This window comes from Afipia sp. Root123D2 (genome assembly GCF_001425835.1).
Taxonomy (GTDB): Bacteria; Pseudomonadota; Alphaproteobacteria; order Rhizobiales; family Xanthobacteraceae; genus Afipia.
In genome coordinates this window covers 114,650-131,691 of sequence record NZ_LMDP01000003.1, presented here as the reverse complement: position 1 = coordinate 131,691, position 17,042 = coordinate 114,650, and the positions used below count along the sequence as shown (strand labels likewise).

General features: G+C 58.8%; 19 protein-coding genes and 1 tRNA gene. 12 read left to right on the top strand and 8 right to left on the bottom strand.

Going from position 1 to position 17,042, the window contains the following annotated elements; translation table 11 throughout:
• The first annotated feature begins 227 nt into the window (after nucleotides 1-227).
• The 7 genes from ASC80_RS15855 to ASC80_RS24650 all read left to right on the top strand — a co-directional run bounded on the left by ASC80_RS15855 (nucleotide 228) and on the right by ASC80_RS24650 (nucleotide 6,452).
• Nucleotides 228-1,880, top strand: a complete 1,653-nt coding sequence (locus ASC80_RS15855) for an FAD-binding oxidoreductase (protein WP_006018762.1) — start codon at nucleotides 228-230, stop codon at nucleotides 1,878-1,880.
• 12 nt (nucleotides 1,881-1,892) lie between these two features.
• A complete protein-coding gene (locus tag ASC80_RS15850) occupies nucleotides 1,893-2,573 on the top strand; it encodes a glutathione S-transferase N-terminal domain-containing protein (protein ID WP_006018763.1) in 681 nt (226 codons plus the stop codon).
• Nucleotides 2,574-2,608: 35 nt separating this feature from the next.
• The gene (locus ASC80_RS15845) at nucleotides 2,609-2,950 is read left to right on the top strand and encodes a non-heme iron oxygenase ferredoxin subunit (protein ID WP_006018764.1); all 342 of its coding nucleotides are present in this window, start codon (nucleotides 2,609-2,611) and stop codon (nucleotides 2,948-2,950) included.
• 184 nt (nucleotides 2,951-3,134) lie between these two features.
• A complete protein-coding gene (locus tag ASC80_RS15840) occupies nucleotides 3,135-4,469 on the top strand; it encodes an aromatic ring-hydroxylating oxygenase subunit alpha (protein WP_237863165.1) in 1,335 nt (444 codons plus the stop codon).
• 9 nt (nucleotides 4,470-4,478) lie between these two features.
• Entirely contained in the window at nucleotides 4,479-4,979 is a 501-nt protein-coding gene (locus ASC80_RS15835; RefSeq protein ID WP_006018766.1) for an aromatic-ring-hydroxylating dioxygenase subunit beta, read from the top strand.
• A gap of 146 nt (nucleotides 4,980-5,125) precedes the next feature.
• Complete coding sequence (locus ASC80_RS15830; protein ID WP_006018767.1) at nucleotides 5,126-6,307, top strand: NAD(P)/FAD-dependent oxidoreductase; 1,182 nt, start codon at nucleotides 5,126-5,128, stop codon at nucleotides 6,305-6,307.
• 76 nt (nucleotides 6,308-6,383) lie between these two features.
• Nucleotides 6,384-6,452, top strand: coding sequence for a DUF2274 domain-containing protein (locus ASC80_RS24650; protein ID WP_244438006.1), 69 nt, complete (start codon nucleotides 6,384-6,386; stop codon nucleotides 6,450-6,452).
• Nucleotides 6,453-6,765: 313 nt separating this feature from the next.
• Here ASC80_RS24650 and ASC80_RS15825 read toward each other — a convergent pair whose 3' ends face one another.
• Genes ASC80_RS15825 through ASC80_RS15810 form a run of 4 tightly spaced genes read right to left on the bottom strand, consistent with a single transcriptional unit; the run spans nucleotide 6,766 to nucleotide 9,685 of the window.
• A complete protein-coding gene (locus tag ASC80_RS15825; RefSeq protein ID WP_013500415.1) occupies nucleotides 6,766-7,242 on the bottom strand; it encodes a type II CBASS E2 protein in 477 nt (158 codons plus the stop codon).
• Nucleotides 7,243-8,442 carry a nucleotidyltransferase domain-containing protein gene (locus ASC80_RS15820; RefSeq protein ID WP_006018769.1) on the bottom strand — a complete coding sequence of 400 codons (1,200 nt, stop codon included), beginning with the start codon at nucleotides 8,440-8,442 and terminating at the stop codon, nucleotides 7,243-7,245. It lies immediately after the preceding gene.
• Entirely contained in the window at nucleotides 8,439-9,455 is a 1,017-nt protein-coding gene (locus ASC80_RS15815; RefSeq protein WP_006018770.1) for a CBASS cGAMP-activated phospholipase, read from the bottom strand. The genes ASC80_RS15820 and ASC80_RS15815 overlap by 4 nt, the downstream gene beginning before the upstream one ends.
• A gap of 5 nt (nucleotides 9,456-9,460) precedes the next feature.
• Complete coding sequence (locus tag ASC80_RS15810; RefSeq protein WP_006018771.1) at nucleotides 9,461-9,685, bottom strand: DUF2188 domain-containing protein; 225 nt, start codon at nucleotides 9,683-9,685, stop codon at nucleotides 9,461-9,463.
• A gap of 134 nt (nucleotides 9,686-9,819) precedes the next feature.
• Between ASC80_RS15810 and ASC80_RS15805 the strand changes: the two genes are divergently transcribed.
• Together ASC80_RS15805 and ASC80_RS15800 are read left to right on the top strand one after the other, a co-directional pair.
• Complete coding sequence (locus ASC80_RS15805) at nucleotides 9,820-10,134, top strand: helix-turn-helix domain-containing protein (protein WP_013500416.1); 315 nt, start codon at nucleotides 9,820-9,822, stop codon at nucleotides 10,132-10,134.
• A gap of 10 nt (nucleotides 10,135-10,144) precedes the next feature.
• Entirely contained in the window at nucleotides 10,145-11,026 is an 882-nt protein-coding gene (locus ASC80_RS15800; protein ID WP_006018773.1) for an ImmA/IrrE family metallo-endopeptidase, read from the top strand.
• Between the two features lie 445 nt (nucleotides 11,027-11,471).
• On the opposite strand, the gene ASC80_RS15795 is transcribed toward ASC80_RS15800, so the two are convergent.
• Together ASC80_RS15795 and ASC80_RS15790 are read right to left on the bottom strand one after the other, a co-directional pair.
• On the bottom strand, nucleotides 11,472-12,842 hold the full coding sequence (locus tag ASC80_RS15795; RefSeq protein ID WP_056300821.1) for a tyrosine-type recombinase/integrase: 1,371 nt from the start codon (nucleotides 12,840-12,842) through the stop codon (nucleotides 11,472-11,474).
• A gap of 211 nt (nucleotides 12,843-13,053) precedes the next feature.
• Nucleotides 13,054-13,138 (bottom strand) — tRNA-Leu (locus tag ASC80_RS15790).
• A gap of 237 nt (nucleotides 13,139-13,375) precedes the next feature.
• Here ASC80_RS15790 and ASC80_RS15785 point away from each other — a divergent pair.
• Entirely contained in the window at nucleotides 13,376-13,927 is a 552-nt protein-coding gene (locus ASC80_RS15785) for a disulfide bond formation protein B (protein WP_056299296.1), read from the top strand.
• A gap of 6 nt (nucleotides 13,928-13,933) precedes the next feature.
• Here ASC80_RS15785 and ASC80_RS15780 read toward each other — a convergent pair whose 3' ends face one another.
• Together ASC80_RS15780 and ASC80_RS15775 are read right to left on the bottom strand one after the other, a co-directional pair.
• Nucleotides 13,934-14,998, bottom strand: coding sequence for an AbrB family transcriptional regulator (locus ASC80_RS15780; RefSeq protein ID WP_056299293.1), 1,065 nt, complete (start codon nucleotides 14,996-14,998; stop codon nucleotides 13,934-13,936).
• A gap of 147 nt (nucleotides 14,999-15,145) precedes the next feature.
• Nucleotides 15,146-15,433, bottom strand: coding sequence for a PsiF family protein (locus tag ASC80_RS15775; RefSeq protein ID WP_056299290.1), 288 nt, complete (start codon nucleotides 15,431-15,433; stop codon nucleotides 15,146-15,148).
• Nucleotides 15,434-15,617: 184 nt separating this feature from the next.
• On the opposite strand from ASC80_RS15775, the gene ASC80_RS15770 reads away from it, so the two are divergent.
• Both ASC80_RS15770 and ASC80_RS15765 read left to right on the top strand, forming a co-directional pair.
• Entirely contained in the window at nucleotides 15,618-16,103 is a 486-nt protein-coding gene (locus ASC80_RS15770) for a hypothetical protein (protein WP_056299287.1), read from the top strand.
• A 99-nt stretch (nucleotides 16,104-16,202) separates the two neighbouring features.
• Complete coding sequence (locus ASC80_RS15765; protein WP_056299285.1) at nucleotides 16,203-17,042, top strand: LssY C-terminal domain-containing protein; 840 nt, start codon at nucleotides 16,203-16,205, stop codon at nucleotides 17,040-17,042.

Below are 17,042 nucleotides of genomic sequence, written 5' to 3'. Positions count from 1 at the left end.
CAATCTGGCACATCCAATCTGGTCATACCATTCAAGCGTGCTCTTGGCGGCGGTGTCAAGGCGAATGTTGTCGCGGTGGCGTAGCTCCGGGGTGCTTATCTACTCCGAGAACCATTGACCGACCGAATTGGATATGCCAATTTGGTCGAACCAGATCGCGATGTCTACCAAAACGCATGCGCACCTGGATGGTTGATTTACGTCGAAAATCTCGAAGGAGAAGCGCTGTGGCGAAGGAAAAGAGTGGCTACTACGGCCAGCGAAGGAAGTTCTGGTCGTGGGGATATGAAGGTGAAGCTAATTCCAAGGACGAAATCCGAACCATGCGAGACCGCGTGGAGCAGCGGCTTGGAATTAAAGACATCGAAATTCTGTCAGACCCGACTCTGGACGAGATTGAACTTTATGCGTCGCGCATAAAGATCCCGCGAACGCTGGAGGATTTCTGTACCTCGGAAAAATGGGACAGAATTGTTCATACGTACGGTAAGGGTTTCAAGGACATGACCCTTATCTACCGGCGCGATTTCAAGAAGGCTCCGGACGTCGTGGCCTATCCGCGCGACGAAGAAGACATCGCTGCCATCTTCGACTGGTGCGGGGAAAATAGTTATGCATGCATCCCGTATGGCGGCGGATCGAGCGTCACCGGCGGCTTCTGGGGTCCCGAGCGCGACGCCTTTCCCGGGGTCGTCGTAATCGACTTGGGCAACCTCAACAAGATTCTCGAAGTCGACCCCGTGTCGCGCTGCGCGCGGATCCAGGCGGGCATTCTCGGTCCGGCTCTGGAAGAACAACTGAAGCCGCATGGCCTCACCTTGCGCCATATTCCGCAATCGTGGGAATTCTCATCGCTGGGCGGTTGGATCGCAACCCGCTCGTCCGGTCACTATGCGACCCATCTCACGCATATTGACGACATGGTGGAAAGCCTGCGCGTGGTCACCCCGGCGGGAACGATCCAGAACCGCCGCCTGCCAGGCTCGGGTGCGGGACCCAATCCGGATCGGCTGTTCATCGGGTCTGAGGGCTCGCTGGGCATCATCACCGATGCATGGATGCGTCTACAGGGGCGTGTGAAATTCCGTGCGAATGCGTCGATCTCCTTCAAGACGTTCTATCAGGGTGCCAAGGCCGTCCGTCAGATCACCCAAGCAGGACTGTTCCCGGCGAACTGTCGCTATCTGGACGAGCAGGACGCCAAATTCTACGGCGCTGGAGACGGCACCGATTCGGTCCTGTTGCTGGGCTTCGAATCCGCCGACCATCCGGTGGACGCGTGGCTGGAGCGTAGTCTCGAAATCTGCAAGGACTTCGGTGGCGTCGTGAAGCAACAGGCGGGAACTGCGGACAACGCGCTGGAGACCAGCCGTAGCGGGCCGCAGGGTAACTGGCGGCACCAGTTCAGATATCTGCCCCGGTTGATGCATACGCGCGCAGCGATGGGAATCGTCAGCTTCACGTTCGAAACTGCCTACACTTGGGATCGGTTCGAAGAAGTCGATACCGAGATCATGCGTCGCATCCGGAAGGCCCAGAAGGAAAATCTTGGCGGCGGCATCGTCTGCCGCAGGTTCTCCTTCCTGTATCCGGACGGCCCGGCTCCTTACTATTCGATCATGGCTCCTTCGACGCACGCCAACAGCCTTGAAGCCTATAAGATGCTCCACGACGTTGCGTCGGACGCGCTAATCGAACTCGGCGCAACCATCACGCACCACCATGCTGTCGGAAAATCGTTCCGTCCTTGGTACGACAAGGAAGTCGATCCGTTGTTCCGCCGTGTGCTGGCAGCCGCCAAGACCGAACTGGACCCGAAGTGGATGTTGAACCCTGGGCTGATCGTTGACAAGCCAGCAGGGCTCAAGATCGTCGGATAGGAGTCCTCTGCGATGATTGATCTATACTTCTGGCCAACCCCGAACGGGTATAAAGCAGCCATAATGCTGGCAGAGTTGGACTTGGAGTATCGTGTAGTTCCGGTTGATATAACGGCAGGTGAGCAGTTTCATCCGGAATTTCTGAAGATCAATCCAAATAACAAAGTGCCGGCCATCGTGGATCACGATGGCCCGCACAACAAGCCATATGCAGTTTTTGAATCCGCGGTCGTTCTGATCTATCTCGCGGAAAAGTCCGGTAGATTTCTCTCTCAGGATCCTGAAAAGCGCTACGATACGCTAAAGTGGCTTGTATTTCAGAATACGACGATGGGTCCAATGCTGGGCCAAGCGCACCACTTCATGGTGTATGCGACTGAGAAGATCGATTACGCGATCGAACGTTATGATCGGGAAGTTGGTCGAATATACAACATTCTCGAGAAGCGCCTTGGCGAATTTGAATATCTCGCCGGCGAGTATTCCATCGCTGACATCAGCACATTCCCTTGGGTTCGCACGCGAAAGCTGCATCGACGTGACTTGTCGGAGTACCCGAACATTGATCGATGGTACCAGGCGATCAAAGACCGTCCGGGGGTTAGGGCGGGCATAAATACGTTGTCCGACAGCAAACAATGGGAAGCGAAGCCGGGCACCGAGGCCTGGAAGAATATGTTCGGAAAGAACTGAAGTTCGCAACAATCCAAAAGCGAGCGTCGACTCGAATGACTAACTGGGTAAAAGCCGCTCTTACGAAAGATGTGTCGGATGACAGCATTCAGCAGCTCAATATCAACGGATGCAAAGTTGCGCTCTACCGCTGCGGCGAAGAGTATTTTGCCACGTCTGACGTTTGTACTCATGCCTATGCACTTCTGTCCGACGGTTGGCTCGATGGTTACGAGATCGAGTGCCCGCTTCATGGCGCCCGCTTCGATGTTCGAACGGGCGCGGCGTTGACCTCACCAGCAGAAACGGCCCTGGCAACCTATCCTGTTCGTGTCGCCGGTGATGCTGTGGAAATCGATGTCACCTCGGCACCGTCTAATCCCGACGCGTCAACCTAACTTAACGGCAAGGGGGGCGACGATGTCGCCATTTTGTGTGACGCCCCCATCTCGTCCGAAATAGCCGCTCCGCTTTGCTACAAGAAAAATAGAGGAGGTCGAATTGACCAGCTTCAGGTCGGAAGTACCCAGCCCTGTGAGGCCGAGCGACGGTGGTGTCAGAGGTGGGCCAATCACACCCGAAATGGTTTCGAAGCTGCTGGACGATCGACCCGATGACGGAATATTTCGGGTAGATCGGACGGTGTTCACCGACCAGGATATTTTTGAGCGCGAACTTACTCACGTTTTCGAGGGGACTTGGGTTTTCGTCGGGCTGGAAAGTCAGTTACGCAAGCCGAATGACTTCGTGACGACGTACATCGGGCGCCACCCCGTCCTGATTACAAAGGACGGGACTGGAGAAATTCGATGCTTCTTTAACACCTGTCGCCACCGCGGGGCGATCGTTTGCCCCTTTAAGAAGGGCAATCAGAAATTCCATGTTTGTCGCTATCATGGGTGGTCGTACGATAGTGCCGGCAAGAATGTTTCGATGACCGATGAGAAGGATGGCCAGTATCCGCCGTCCTTTCTTGCGGATGATCATGGCCTCAAGCCTGTTCCCAAGATTGCAAGCTATCGAGGGCTTCTGTTTGCAAGCGTGTCGCCCGACGTGCCGACGCTAGAGGAGCATCTTGGTGACGCGCGCGCGTTTATCGATCTCGTTGTCGATCAGGGCATCGAAGGGCTGGAGTTCGTTGACGGAAACGTAAGCTACACGTTCGACGCCAATTGGAAGCTTCAGTTCGAGAACGGGCTTGATTATTACCACTTCGCTTCAACGCACAGTTCGTATATCGACGTTCTCAAGAAGCGTGAAGTGCGGAGAGGACCGCTAGAAGTAAAGCCGTGGAATCCGACAGAGACCGACCCCGACGCGCAAGGAAGCTTCAGCCTGGCGAGGGGGCACGCGATGATGTGGTCCATTCATGCGTCAAGGGTTTATAAGCTCCGCCCTCTCAATCAGGATGGCAAACTTCTGTCGACGGTTCAGGGGCAGACTCGGGAAGACAAGCTCAAGTGGATGTTTCGTCAGCGCAATCTCACGATTTATCCTAACCTGCAGATCGTTGATATCGGCACGCTGCAGTTGCGGACGTGGCGGCCATTGGCTCCGGACAAGACGGAGATTACGTCTCACTGTCTTGCCCCAGTTGGTGAAAGTGACGAGGCGCGCCGCGTTCGCATCCGTCTGTATGAGGATTTCTTCAATCCGAGCGGTCTTGCGACGTCCGACGACAACGTCATGTACGAGCTTTGCCAGACCGGCTACGGAGCTCGTTTCGCTGGTCCTACGCAGGGGTATGCGCGAGGCTTGAGGCCGAAGTCCGGCGAGGCACTCAACTACTCTTCCGAATTGCAGGTTTCACCTGATCGGTGGACCTATGGAGCGCCCCTGTTCGGCGATGAGACATGCTTTCATTCCGGTTACCGGGAATGGCTGCGCCTTATGACTCGTGATCCCTCGGAAGGCTAGGTTAGCGACATGTCAGAGGATGATTACCTGAAGATTGCTACTCGCGTTCTCTTCACGGAGGCAAGACTTCTGGATCAGAAGAAATTCCGCGATTGGGTCAAGCTCTACGCTGACGATGCGATTTTCTGGGTGCCGGCCTGGAAGGACGAGTACGAGACGACGTCCAATCCGAACCGCGAGCTTTCAATGATATATCATGAGAACTCATATGGGCTGAGTGACCGAATTGACAGGATACAGTCGCGAAAGTCCATCACGGCGATGCCGCTTCCGCGCACGGTTCATTCCTATACGAACATCATGGTCGATGCGGCCTCGACGGATTCGATCGAGGGAAATGCCTGCTTCACGGTTCATACGTACGATCCGCGCGCTTGTAAAAGCCATACCAACTTCGGACGCCTTGAATTTCGGCTGCGCCGTCTTGGAGAGGCTTGGCTGATCGGATTCAAAAAGATTTCCCTTACGAACGATCAAATGGCCACTGCGCTCGATTTCTACAGCGTCTAGCAAGTGCGTCGCAGATGAATATCAGCAGAATCTGCCAACTAGCCTTCGGCTGAAGGTATTGAATGTGAGAGTGCTCGGCGCCTGTCAACGGCGGATAAGGAGGACGGGCGCGCCGAATGTGCCCTTCCCCTACAGGGAGCGCTAAAATGCGTTTTGTGATTGTCGGAGCAGGCCTCGCGGGGCACACAGCCGCCGTGCATCTTCGCGAGTTGGCGCCACAAGCCAAGATCGATATTCTCGGAGACGAACTCGGCCTGCCGTATGATCGCCCGCCGCTGTCCAAAGAAGTCCTTGGCGAGGGCGCACCGCGCTATCTGGCAAACGCGGAGACCTATCATGAGAACGGTATTTCGTATCATCCCGGACAAACCGCGACGCAGATCGATCGAAACCGCTCCGAAATTCTAACCGCTTGCGGAAATGCTTATGCTTACGATCGGCTACTCCTCGCGACCGGATCGCGGGCGAGAAAATTGCCGGATAGCGTCGGGCAAAGCTCGAAAATTCTCTATCTGCGAACGCTTGAAGACGCGGTTCGCTTGAAATCCGTGCTTCGGGAATCGCGTCGAATTGCTGTGATCGGCGGCGGGTTCATTGGGTTAGAGGTTGCTGCCGCCGCTCGAGCGATGGCCTGCGAGGTTTTTCTGTTTGAGATGACGGATCGGATACTATCTCGCGGCATGCCTGCTATCCTGAGCCGTTGGGCTGAGAAATTGCATCGCCTGAACGGAGTCCAGTTCGAATTTGGCTCAAAGATCGATTCAATTCATCATCAGGATGATGGTTCGTTGCGATTGCGCTGGAATGCATTCGCAGATGTCGACGCAGTCGTTGTCGGGATCGGGGTTCAACCCAACACCCAACTTGCATCGGACGCGGGGCTGGACGTCGATGATGGTATTGTCGTGGATGATCGCTGCCAGACATCTGATCCGGCGATCTTCGCTGCGGGAGAGGTGACGTCACACCCCGTCTTAGGCGGCGCGTTTCGTCAGCGACTTGAGTCCTGGAAGGTGGCCTCGGGCCAATCGCTGGTCGCGGCGAAATCCATGGCAGGGATTGACTCGCATTATGCGGAGCCGCCGTGGCTATGGTCGGACCAGTTTGGACACAACATTCAGTCGTTAGGAGTGCTGCAAAATGCTGACCGCAGTGTCGTGCTGGACGATCCTGAAACGAACAATTGGACGGCAATCTTCCTCGATAGTCACGATAAAATTGCCGGCGCAATCGCGGTGAACAACGGCCGTGATATTTCGATGCTAAAGCGTGCCTTGCTTCATGACGGAATCATTCCAGAGAAACTGCTCAATAGAGCCGCCAGATAGCGCTCCTATTACGTGTTCATCATGAGAACCGAGATACCGAGCGATATGCTTGGCTTCGACCAAACTCATTGCGCCTATGTTGGCGCGGTTCATGGCGACGGACAGAAGCTTTTTTGAAGGCTCGCCGAGTGCGTCATTTCGCTAAGCGAGCCGAAGGGTAGCCCTCGGAGAGCATCCTCAGGAAAGAGTCAGAGCGGGGTTCCCATTGTCGGCTCTCCAATAGGCCGAATAGTAAAGCCGGTTTGGGCCCGCGCCATGCGCAGTTTTCGTTGCCTATTCCGAAGCTCTAGCCGGGACCGCGTTCGCAGCCGCGCCTTCCCGATCCGGCTAAGCTGGTCCCGCCGATGTTCAAGTGCGTCATGGCGGCGGATAAGGGGCCGGAAGGCGAGAGGAAGTTGTCAGTTAAGGTAGATAGCATCAAAGCAGAAGGGGACGCCGCATGTATTGTAATATAGCCGTCAGATCCTCGGTTGCCGCGTCGCGCGACGCACCCGTCGACCATAACGCTCGTTATCCGTCGGATCGGGGTGCTTGCCGCCGCCCTTCCAGTCGTCGGAGATCAGCCAGTCCTCGAAATAGTAAAGCCACGTTGTGGCCCAGGGTACGAATGTCTGATCGATCCGCATCGTGCCGGTCCACTCGCGCGTTCCTGGCAACGTGAGGCACAGGCGCAGGGGATCATGATAGACGTGCGGCAGGGGCCGCTCACCCGCCAAAGCCGAAAGCTCGGGGTCCGTGACGAAGACGCTTGGTGTTTCGCCCCGCTGAAATGTAATGCGCATGGAGTATTCACGGCTAAGGGGCGTCGGCCTGTCACGATAATCCCAAATAAAGCCAGTCGCGTGCAGCCGGCCTGTCCCCGTACAGATGGGATTGGCGCGCAGAAACATAAACTGCTGCGCGGGCGTCAGGTCTGGGCGGTCACGCGAAAACACCTAGTCACCGAAGAACGTGTTGGAGCGAACCGGCGTCGCATTGGCCGCGCTGGACAGCGTGAGCCCGACCGTCGGCGCGACGTAGAGCTTCTTGGCCGTGCGTGCCTGCGAAATGCTGTCGGTGCGAGCATCGATAACTTTGCGAACGACCGAACTCCCGAGGCTTCCTTCCAAGCTCTTGCCGATAACGTCGATGCCCTGCAAATCCGGAAGGGCCTCGAAGTCCGCCAGTGCCTTCGCATGCCACTCGTAGAAGGCGGCGGCGCGAGCCGGCTCAGTATTCCAGCGCTCGGCGAAGTTCTCGCCGACCGTGGTTTCGTTGGCCACCACATAGATCCGCCGACCATTGACGACCGGCTTATCGATGAAGTGTGGCATCAACCGAATGGTCGCGATCAGAACGTCAAGTTCGGAATCGAAAACAAAGCTCTTGACGCAATACTCATACGACTGTGCCGCGAGCGTGGTGATGATGATGGAGATCGGTGCGATCTCCTCGACGACTTCCAGGAAATGCACATCACGATGCCGCTTGAGGATCTGCACCGTCCGCCGCAGGATGCCTTTGGCGGTGCCATGCACAGGGAAGGGCTCGACGGCCGCACGGTCCTCGGCAGCGAGAGCCTTTTGCATCCGCAAGGTGGGGATTAGGGCTGCCCTGCGTTCAAAGAGCGCCTTGTAGCCTTTCGGATTCGTCGGTTTGAATTCCCGCAGCTTCTTGTCGGGAACCAATTCGCCGCCGTTGGCGCATTTGGCATTGTTGATCGTCGGCGAGATGTCGAGATGATATTCGCGTGCGTAGTTCAAGCGCCAGCAGCGCTTCTTCTCTTCGAGCATGGCAGCGTAGCGCGCGTTCTCCTTCAGGCGATCGCCGACAATGCGTTTCAACTCTGCCGGTGGCCGGTCAGCGGTAAAGCGCAGCACCTTGCAGATGAGATCGACGTCGAAATCTTCGCGCCCGATCGGTTTGACCGTCGTGCCGAGGCCGGTCGAGCCGTGAGCATAAATATCGATCCACTTCAGAAGAGGGTTGTCCGACCCGGAGAGCCATTCCGCGACAGCCTCGTAGCTCGTCCGCGCAGCCTCAAGCTGAGCAGCGGTCAACTCCAGCGCTTGGCAAATCTGATCGAGGAGCGAGTAAACCTCGGCTTTGCGCAAAAGCAGATGCGTCTGGGGAGGCGCCGTGAACATCTGATTCATGGCTCAATTCCTTTCACGGTGTAGATAGGTTTGAACGATTCGGCAGTTTCCGTCAGAAAAACGGGTTCAATGCGAGGACGCTCCTTACGAGCTGATGAGGCGCCCATGCCTTTGAGTTGCGCGATCTTGCGCGTGTCATCGAGATTGAAGAAATCCTTCGGCACATCCGGGCAGCACCGGAAAATCGCCTCACGTTCGTATTGATGGCCGGTAAGCAACTTCGCCATACCAAGCGCGCCATGCGACTGGCCGTCCATGAACAGGCGGGTCACATCCTTTGCGAGACCGCCCCAACCAGGCGCCTCGCCGATCATGTAGACCTCGTTGACGCAGCCCAGGCTCAGCACTCGCAGACTGCTGGCCGGCCAGTCGAGCAAAGTGACGGCCTCGACCACCGCCAACGCGATCGGGTTGTTGGCCCATACGCCGCCGTCGAGCAGACCGACATCCTCGGCGGTCCGGTGGCGCTTGTAGTAGGTGGGCGCGGCGGCCGTCGCCATCGCGGCATCGACGGCGAGGCGCTTGTAATCGGTCTTGAGGCGGGGATGATGCGCTGTCTTGAAAATATAGACACCGCGATGGTCGGCATCCCATGCGGGAATCACCAGTCGCGTTCTCGCATCCCCAATGCGCCTGCTGCCGAGAACTGTAGAGAGTTCGCTCCGCAGCAGATCAGCGTCATGCTTCGGGGTGACGATGTGCTTGAGGCGACGCCACGCGTCGCCGGCGAAGCTCGCCAGAGCGCCGCCCGACTGTCCAAAAATGTGTGGGCCGCGACGGACATAGAGGTCAAGGAGATCACGCGCGGGAAGACCCATCGCCAATCCGATCGCCAGAATGCCGCCCGTGGACGTTCCTGCGATCAGATCGAAATACTCTCCGATGGGCCGGTCGAGATCCTCTTCCAGAGACGTAAGAAAGGACGCCGGCTGCGTTCCCATGATGCCGCCGCCGTCAATCGAGAGAATTCGACGAATCGGCGGTTTATCTGAAGGAACTGCAACCTGCGTCATGTCGCTTAGCCCTTCGGAGGATAGGGATCGTGCCCGTAGGAATTCTTGTCGCGAATCCGACCGTCCGGCCGATGAATGACGACTTCGCTCTGCTGGTTGATCGCGATCTCCCGTGCAGCCCGTTCGGCATCTCCCTGGGTCGGATGGATCGAGGTTGCCCTCTCATTCCTTTCGCCACGCACGGCCCATTCGTCACCGTGCGGAACGACATGCTGATTCTTGCCTGCCATGCTCACAACTCCTGATTCCTTGACCTGATTCGCAAATCGTAATAAGTAGCTATACGCTCTGTCATAGCCTGAGCCGAAGAAATAGCCCCGCGGGGCTGTCGACGATCTAGACATGGAACTCTATACGATCTGTCATGGCCGAGTCAAGCGCACCAAAAGACTTCGCCTCTCGCCTGCGCAAAACGCGCGAAACGCGGGAGCTAAGCCAATCCGAACTGGCCAGGGAAGCCGGCATGCAACCTTCGGCCATCGCCCATTTTGAGGCTGGGCGCCGCAAGCCGTCGTTCGACAACGTGCGAGCGCTCGCGAAGGCGCTGAAGGTCTCGGCCGACTACCTACTCGGGGCGCAAGCCGCGACGACCGCCTTTCGCGACGAAGACAAGCTGAGCGCAAAAGATCGACTTTTTATTCAGAACATCATCGACACAATGATTAAGGACAAGAAATAGGGGGCGAAACATGGCGGGCTTTCGGTTGAAGATGGCAACCCAGCACGGCGAAAAGGTCGCTGAGGAATTTGGCTTCAATCAGTTTCCAGTTAGACCTCGAGAGATCGCCAAGGCCAGGGATATTGTCATCCAGGCGAAACCAGCCGAAGTGACGGGCGTGTCCGGCGCGATCATCTTCGCCGGTGATTCGGCCACCATCATCTACTCCACCGAGCACGGCAACGAAGGCTTCGAGAATTTCTCCATTGGCCATGAGCTGGGGCATTGGTTCCTGCCGGGCCATCCCGAGGAGATTATCAAGGCCGGCGGCGCGCACATGTCCCGCGCCAATTTTACACAGAATACGTCGATCGAGCTGGAGGCTGACCACTTCGCCAGCGGCCTTCTCTTGCCGTCCAATCTCACACGCAACCTGCTCTCCAATTATCAGATCGGCCTCGACGGCATTCTCAAGCTGGCTGAGAAGGCCCATTGTTCGATCACGGCTGCCGCGATTCGGGCCGCGGAGTGCGGCAGCTATCCGATGGCGATCATCGTCAGCAAGGGCAACGAGATCGCATATGCGTTTACCTCGGAGTCTTTCAAGAATCTCGGCAAGCTAGCGTTCTTGCGAAAAGGCGCTCCTTTGCCCGACGGAGCGACGCAGAGGTTCAACGCGGATGCGGCGAATGTCCTTCGCGCCGAACGCGCCGTTGGTGAAACCGACTTGGCGACATGGTTCGACGGCCCGGGTCGGATCACTCTTGATGAAGAGATCATCGGCCTTGGCAAATACGGCTACACCTTGACCGTGTTGACCAGCGAGGGGCTGCCCGAAGCCCCTCTCGATGAGGAGGATGAGGATGCTGAATTGGAGCGAAGCTGGACACCCCGCTTCGCTTATGGCCGGTAGCCACATCCGACATTGGGCCGATTAGCAGGGCCATGCTGCGGGCCGTGGGATTGCCCTCGAACTAATACGGGTGTTGCACCCCCCGCAACCATCCCCTCTTCGAAACAGTATTATGACCCTTCCGGTAATTTCGGCTGCCGGAGATGATATTTCGGACGTGGCCGTAGTCCAGGAAGGTCGAAAATGCTTTATCTTTCAGCGGGGGCTGACTGACACTCTCTCCGTCGCACTGCTTCTCCATTGTATCCGGCCGTTCGAAGCCACGGCAAAGCATTGGATCTAGGCGACAACGGCTGTTGCGGTTATCTCAGGCGGACAAGCGCAACGCGATGCAACGGATGCGAAATCGATCCTTCCAGCACGAGATGCACAAGCGTCGACGATTATCACATGAGCTTTGCGACGGGTTGAATTGGGCAACTTAACAGGCCTGATGATAGGCGACTCAAGCCTGCGCGCCTCCCTTGATCGGCATCACCTTCTTGGGATCGAGCCAGTGGTCGATCCGATCAGCCCAATGCTGCATCAGCTTCGTGCGCGAGCCGATCAGCGCGAGGGGTCCGTGCTTCTTGTAGAGACCTTCCACAGTAGAGTTATCGAGATGTGCGAGCTGCAGCTCGACGACATCGCCATCCCATGTCTTGGCGTCCTTGATCTCTTCGTGGTGAGATAGAGTCGAGAACGTGGTCCGGAATCCGTGGGCACAATGATCAGTCTTGGTATCAATGCCAAGCAGCCGCAAGCGCTTGTTGAGCGTATTGTTTGATAGCGGCGCGTCCTTCGAGCAGGAAAACGCGTACCGGCGATGGCCGGTCAGCTTCTGGACGCTACGCAGGATCGCGAGTGCCTGTCGTGACAAGGGCACAACATGGTCCCAACCGGTCTTCATCTTGGGAGCTGGAACAGTCCAGCGTTTGGCATCCCAATCGACCTCGCCCCATTCCATTTCATTGACCATGCCGGGGCGGGGAATGGTCAGCGCATTGAAGCGCAAGGCAAGGCCAACGACGTCACCAAATCTCGCTCTCGTCCACGGTGCGCTGATAAGTTTGAAGACGCGCGTGACGTCGCGTGGTTCGGTGACACCGGGACGCGGCGTCGAAATGTTGGCAATCATCTGTCCATTCAGGTTGCGGAATGGATTGTAGCCGTCGCCTTCGACGTCGGCATAGTCGCAGATCTGCTCGCCGATGCTGCGCACTCGGTCCCGGGTTTCCAGCCTTCCCTCTGCTTCATATGAACGCATGAAAGCGAGCACGTCGGGACGCTTGATGTCCTGCCTGCACAGCTTGCCGAAGCGAGCCTTGACGTAGCCGACGCGCAGCTCGAGCACCTCGACGGTCTTGGGGTCGCGCACTGCGACGATCCTGCCGCGCTTGACTTTCTCCACCTTCTTCTTGGCGAGCCACTCATCGGCCCATTGCGCGAAAGGCCGGGCGGCGGCCTGCTTGTGCTTGTCGAGCTGCTTCTCGATGCTCGGGTCTTTGCCTTCCTTGAGCAGGTCTTTGGCCTTGTCGCGCTCGCGCCGCGCGTCTGCGAGCGAGAACGTGCCATCCCTGCCGTTGCCGTAGGGGCCGATGGAGTAGGTTTTCTGGCGGCCGTGGAAACGGTAGTCCATCCGCCAGAGCTTGGAGGCAGCGTTGCCGGGCCTGCTCACGTCCGGCGTGACGAAGAGATAGAGCCAGCCGCCGGTCACGTCGGAAATCTTAGCGGGACTCCACGCGCCATTGTCGAATTTCGGTCGGGCGGCGCGGCAGTCGACGTCGGTCTTAATCTGCTTGGGATTGGCGCACGCGCCGTCGTTCTTGCCGCCCATCGGCTCAATTCCTTCATTCGGCAAAGCGAAAGTCGCCGTGAACGTTTGTTCTCCCGATACCAGCAAAAATACCAGCAAATCGGGCGGCTGGGATCGGAGGAGAACAAACGGTGACGAACTAGAACGTACGCGGAAGTGCCTATTTTTCAAGGCTTTCCGAGCACGGTGCGGACGGTTGCGGACGTTTCGGAACGGGCTTGAACAGCCTGGTTGGTGCCCCTGGCCGGAATCGAACCAGCACTCCTTGCGGAACTCGATTTTGAGTCGAGCGCGTCTACCAGTTCCGCCACAGGGGCCCACGGATCGCAGCCCGGAGGCTGCGGTCGCGAAGCGGGCGGACTATAGCCAGCGCCCGCCGCCGGTCAACCGGCTGTGATGCGACGTGTCTCGACACGTCCCGCTGCCCAAGCTAGAGCCGGTGCACGTCTGGCGAAGCGCCCCCGGATTTTCATATGTCTGTCTGGGGCGTTCACGCAAAGTCACCCGATACTGGCGGTAAAATGCACCAGACGGGATAATGGGGGATCAGGACGGTGTCGTCTGAAACGACTTTCAGGCCGGGCTACTCCGGGCGGGATTTCAATCCCGCGCTGATCGCCGCGGTTGCCATAGCCGCCGTCGCGGTCGCGGCGATTGCCGGCGCGTGGTTCTTTCAGCTCGTGCTCGGCATCCAGCCTTGCGAACTGTGCCTTGAACAGCGTTACGCCTATTATCTGATTATTCCGCTGGCGGCGGTTGTGGCATGGAGTGCCTCGCGGGGCGCGTCTCGCACGCTGCTCCTCGCCGGATTCGCCGTGCTTGCGCTGGCGGCGTTCGCCAATGCGGCTCTCGGCGCCTACCATTCCGGCGTCGAATGGGGCTGGTGGCCGGGGCCGACCGCGTGCAGCGGCCCGATCACCGATTTCGGCAAGCCCGGCAATCTGCTCGAAAGTCTCAAGACCCTGAAGGTCGTCCGTTGCGACGAAGTGCAATGGCGTTTCCTCGGCCTGTCGCTGGCCGGCTACAATGTGCTGATCTCGTTGTTCATGGCGATCCTGGCGCTGTGGGGCTTCGGCGCCGCCTCGAAAATGCGGCAGCCGTCGTAACCCGCATCAGTCGTCGACATCATCCTGTGGCCGCCCGAACAAATGGACGATGCCCGGCGTGGCGAGGGTGACGAACAGGAAGCGCGACAGATGATGCGCGCCGACGAACACCGGATCGATGTGCAGTGTCAGCGCCAGCGCCAGCATCGCGTCCATCGCCCCGGGTGAGAACGCCACGACAATATCGCTGAAACGGGCATGAGTGGTGTAGGCGACGATGGCGACGAACACTGCCGACACCGCGATGGCGACGGCAAACGATCCCAGCGCCGCGCGGATGTGACCGAGTAGCGTTTTTCGCGACATGCGAGCGAAGCGGGTGCCGATCAGGGTGCCGATCCCGATCAGGGCGACGGCCCGCGCCCATGGCGGCAGGCCGCCTTCGATCCAGTCGCCGCCGTGAAGCACGCTCGAGGCCAGCATCGCGCCGAACATCCAGCTGGCCGGGAAATTCAGCCAGCGCAGCAGCATTGCTGTCGCGACCGCCGCGACGGCAAGAAGCAAGAGCGCCAGCGGCGAGGCCTCCAACGCGGCTGTGGTCGTGGTCAATGGCGGCGTTAATCCGGAGATTGCAAGCAGCAAGGGCAGTGCCGCGGTCAGCAGGATGACGCGCATGGTCTGCACCACCGAAATGCCGGCGACATCGGCATTGCGCTCCGACGCCAGCATGACGATCTGCGACAGCGCCCCGGGACTTGCCGCAAGAAGGGCCGAGGTGCGATCCCAGCCGTGCAATTTCTGGAGATAATAGCTGCTGCCGAAGGTGGCGCAGAACGTCGCCAGCGCAAGCATCGCGATGCTGAGCGGATAGGCGCCGAGATTCGACAGCAACTGGCTCGACACCATCGAACCCAGCGAAATACCCAGCATCACGAGGATGGTCTGCGCCAGCACCGGAGGAATGTGCAGCGGCCGTCCTGCGATGGCGAACGCGCCGACCGCGATCATCGCGCCCGAAATCAGCCCGCCGGGAAAATGGGTCCACTGGAACAGCAGGCCGCCGATAGTGCCGATCGCGACCGTTTCGAGAATGCGAAGGATGTCGGATCGGCTCGGAAGAGAAAGCGTCATTGTCACGGAGTGCTCGGAATTTGAACTCCGCTTATGGCAAATCCACGCTCCGCCGACAAACCGGCCCGCTCAGCGGGCCGGTTTTTCATGTCTGTAGACGGCGGCCGCTGCATTGCGGCCGCGAAGCAATTCCGGCGAAGGTCAGTTTTAGTTCGCCTTGCTGGCGTTGCGCTTGCACTCGGAGCGGAATTTCTTGCGCTCCTTGCCGTGAAGCCCTTTGGCATCGGCCTGTTTCGAGCATTCGAGCGATGCGGCGGTGCGGGGCTTGGCGGCCTTCGGCGTGGTGGTTGCGGCCTTTGGCGCGGTGGTTGCCGCTTTCGGCGCTGTGGCTGCGGGCTTTGCGGCAGGCGCTGGCGTGGTCTGTGCGAACGCCGAACCGGCGAGCAGAAACGAAGTGACAGCCGTGGCAAGACAGAACGAGGATATTTTCATCATGGGACACTCCTGTGACGAGACGATCCAGCGTCGCGCTCCCTGTCTGAACTGCCGGTGAACGGCGCGGCGCAGCAGGTCTCCCGGCTATGCAATTTTTTGAGCGGGCGCGGAACCCTTCGCGTTGAAACCGGGTTCCAGTGCGTTAGGATGAGGGTGTCTTGATCGCCCCTCAGGAGATTGTGCGATGAAAGTGTCTTCGAAATTGATGTGTTTCGCGACGATGTCCGGCTTGCTCACCTTCGCGGCGGTGCTGCCCGCGCAGGCCCTGTCGATGCAGGAGTGCAGCGCCAAGTATAAAGCGGCGCAAACCGCCGGTACGCTGGGCGGCCAGAAGTGGAATGACTTCCGCAAATCCCAGTGCGGGACCGATGCCACGCCTGCGGCAGCGACGTCGCCCGCTGCTGCTCCCGCTGCGGCACCGAAGACTGCAGCCAAGCCTGCCGCTGCGCCCAAGGTAGCGACAGCTGCACCGGCCGCGCCTTCGGGACCGGCTGTTTTCCCCACGGCTGTCTCGCCGAAATATTCGTCCGAGAGTGCCGGCAAGGCGCGAATGCACACCTGCGTCGATCAATACAACGCCAACAAGGCAGCCAATGCCAATGGCGGCCTGAAGTGGATTCAAAAGGGCGGCGGCTACTACAGCGAATGCACCAAGCGGCTGAAGGGCTGACGCGCTTTCGGTTGCCATCGCGCTGACCGGACGGCCTCATGCCGTCCGGTCGGCGCTTGAGGATCGTGCGTCCGGAAGAGGATCGGATCGGCCCTGCCGATGTCATCGCCCGCCAACCGCCCGGTTGTCCGCAAGCGCCGCCGCTCCAGGCGTGTGATTGCGGTGCTGGCTGTGGTCCTCGCCCTTTACGGTCTGCTGGCCTATCTCCTCCTGCCGGCGCTGTGGCGGCACTACGAACACCAGACCAAGCTCGATGGCCTGCCGATGGTGACGGCCACCGCGCAGGGCATTCCGGGCGATCCGATCAATGTCGGCATGGTCGGAGCGGAGAAAGATATCCTGTGCGCGATGCGCGCTGCCGGGTGGCACGCCGCCGATCCGGTTACCTGGCGCTCAAGCCTGGAAATTTTGGGCAGTGTGATCCTCGATCATCCCTATCCCGACGCACCAGTCAGTCCGCTGTATTACACCGGCCGCAAGCAGGACCTTGCGTTCGAGCGGCCGGTCGGGACCAGCGCCGACCGCCGGCATCATGTCCGGTTGTGGAAGGTACTCGACAGCGGTCAGGAGAACAGGCCGGTCTGGCTTGGCGCCGCGACCTTCGACCGGAGCGTCGGGTTCAGTCATTACACCGGCGCGGTGACCCATCACATCGCTCCTGACATCGACGCCGATCGCGCACTGATCGAGGCCGATCTTCAGGCGGCCGGCATGATCAGCGCGCGCTATCAGGTGATGGGGATCGGGCCGACATTGCTGGGGCGAAACGGCGAGGGCGATCCGTACTTCACCGATGGCGAGGTCTGGGTGCTGCGTCTGGTCGAGGGTTGCGTGAAGCAGACCTCCCCGCCCGAAATTCTCCCCGATCCGCCGGCAGTGGCATTCAAGGATGCGATCTGGAAAAGCGTGGCTGATCTTTATCGCGCCAATACGCATTGA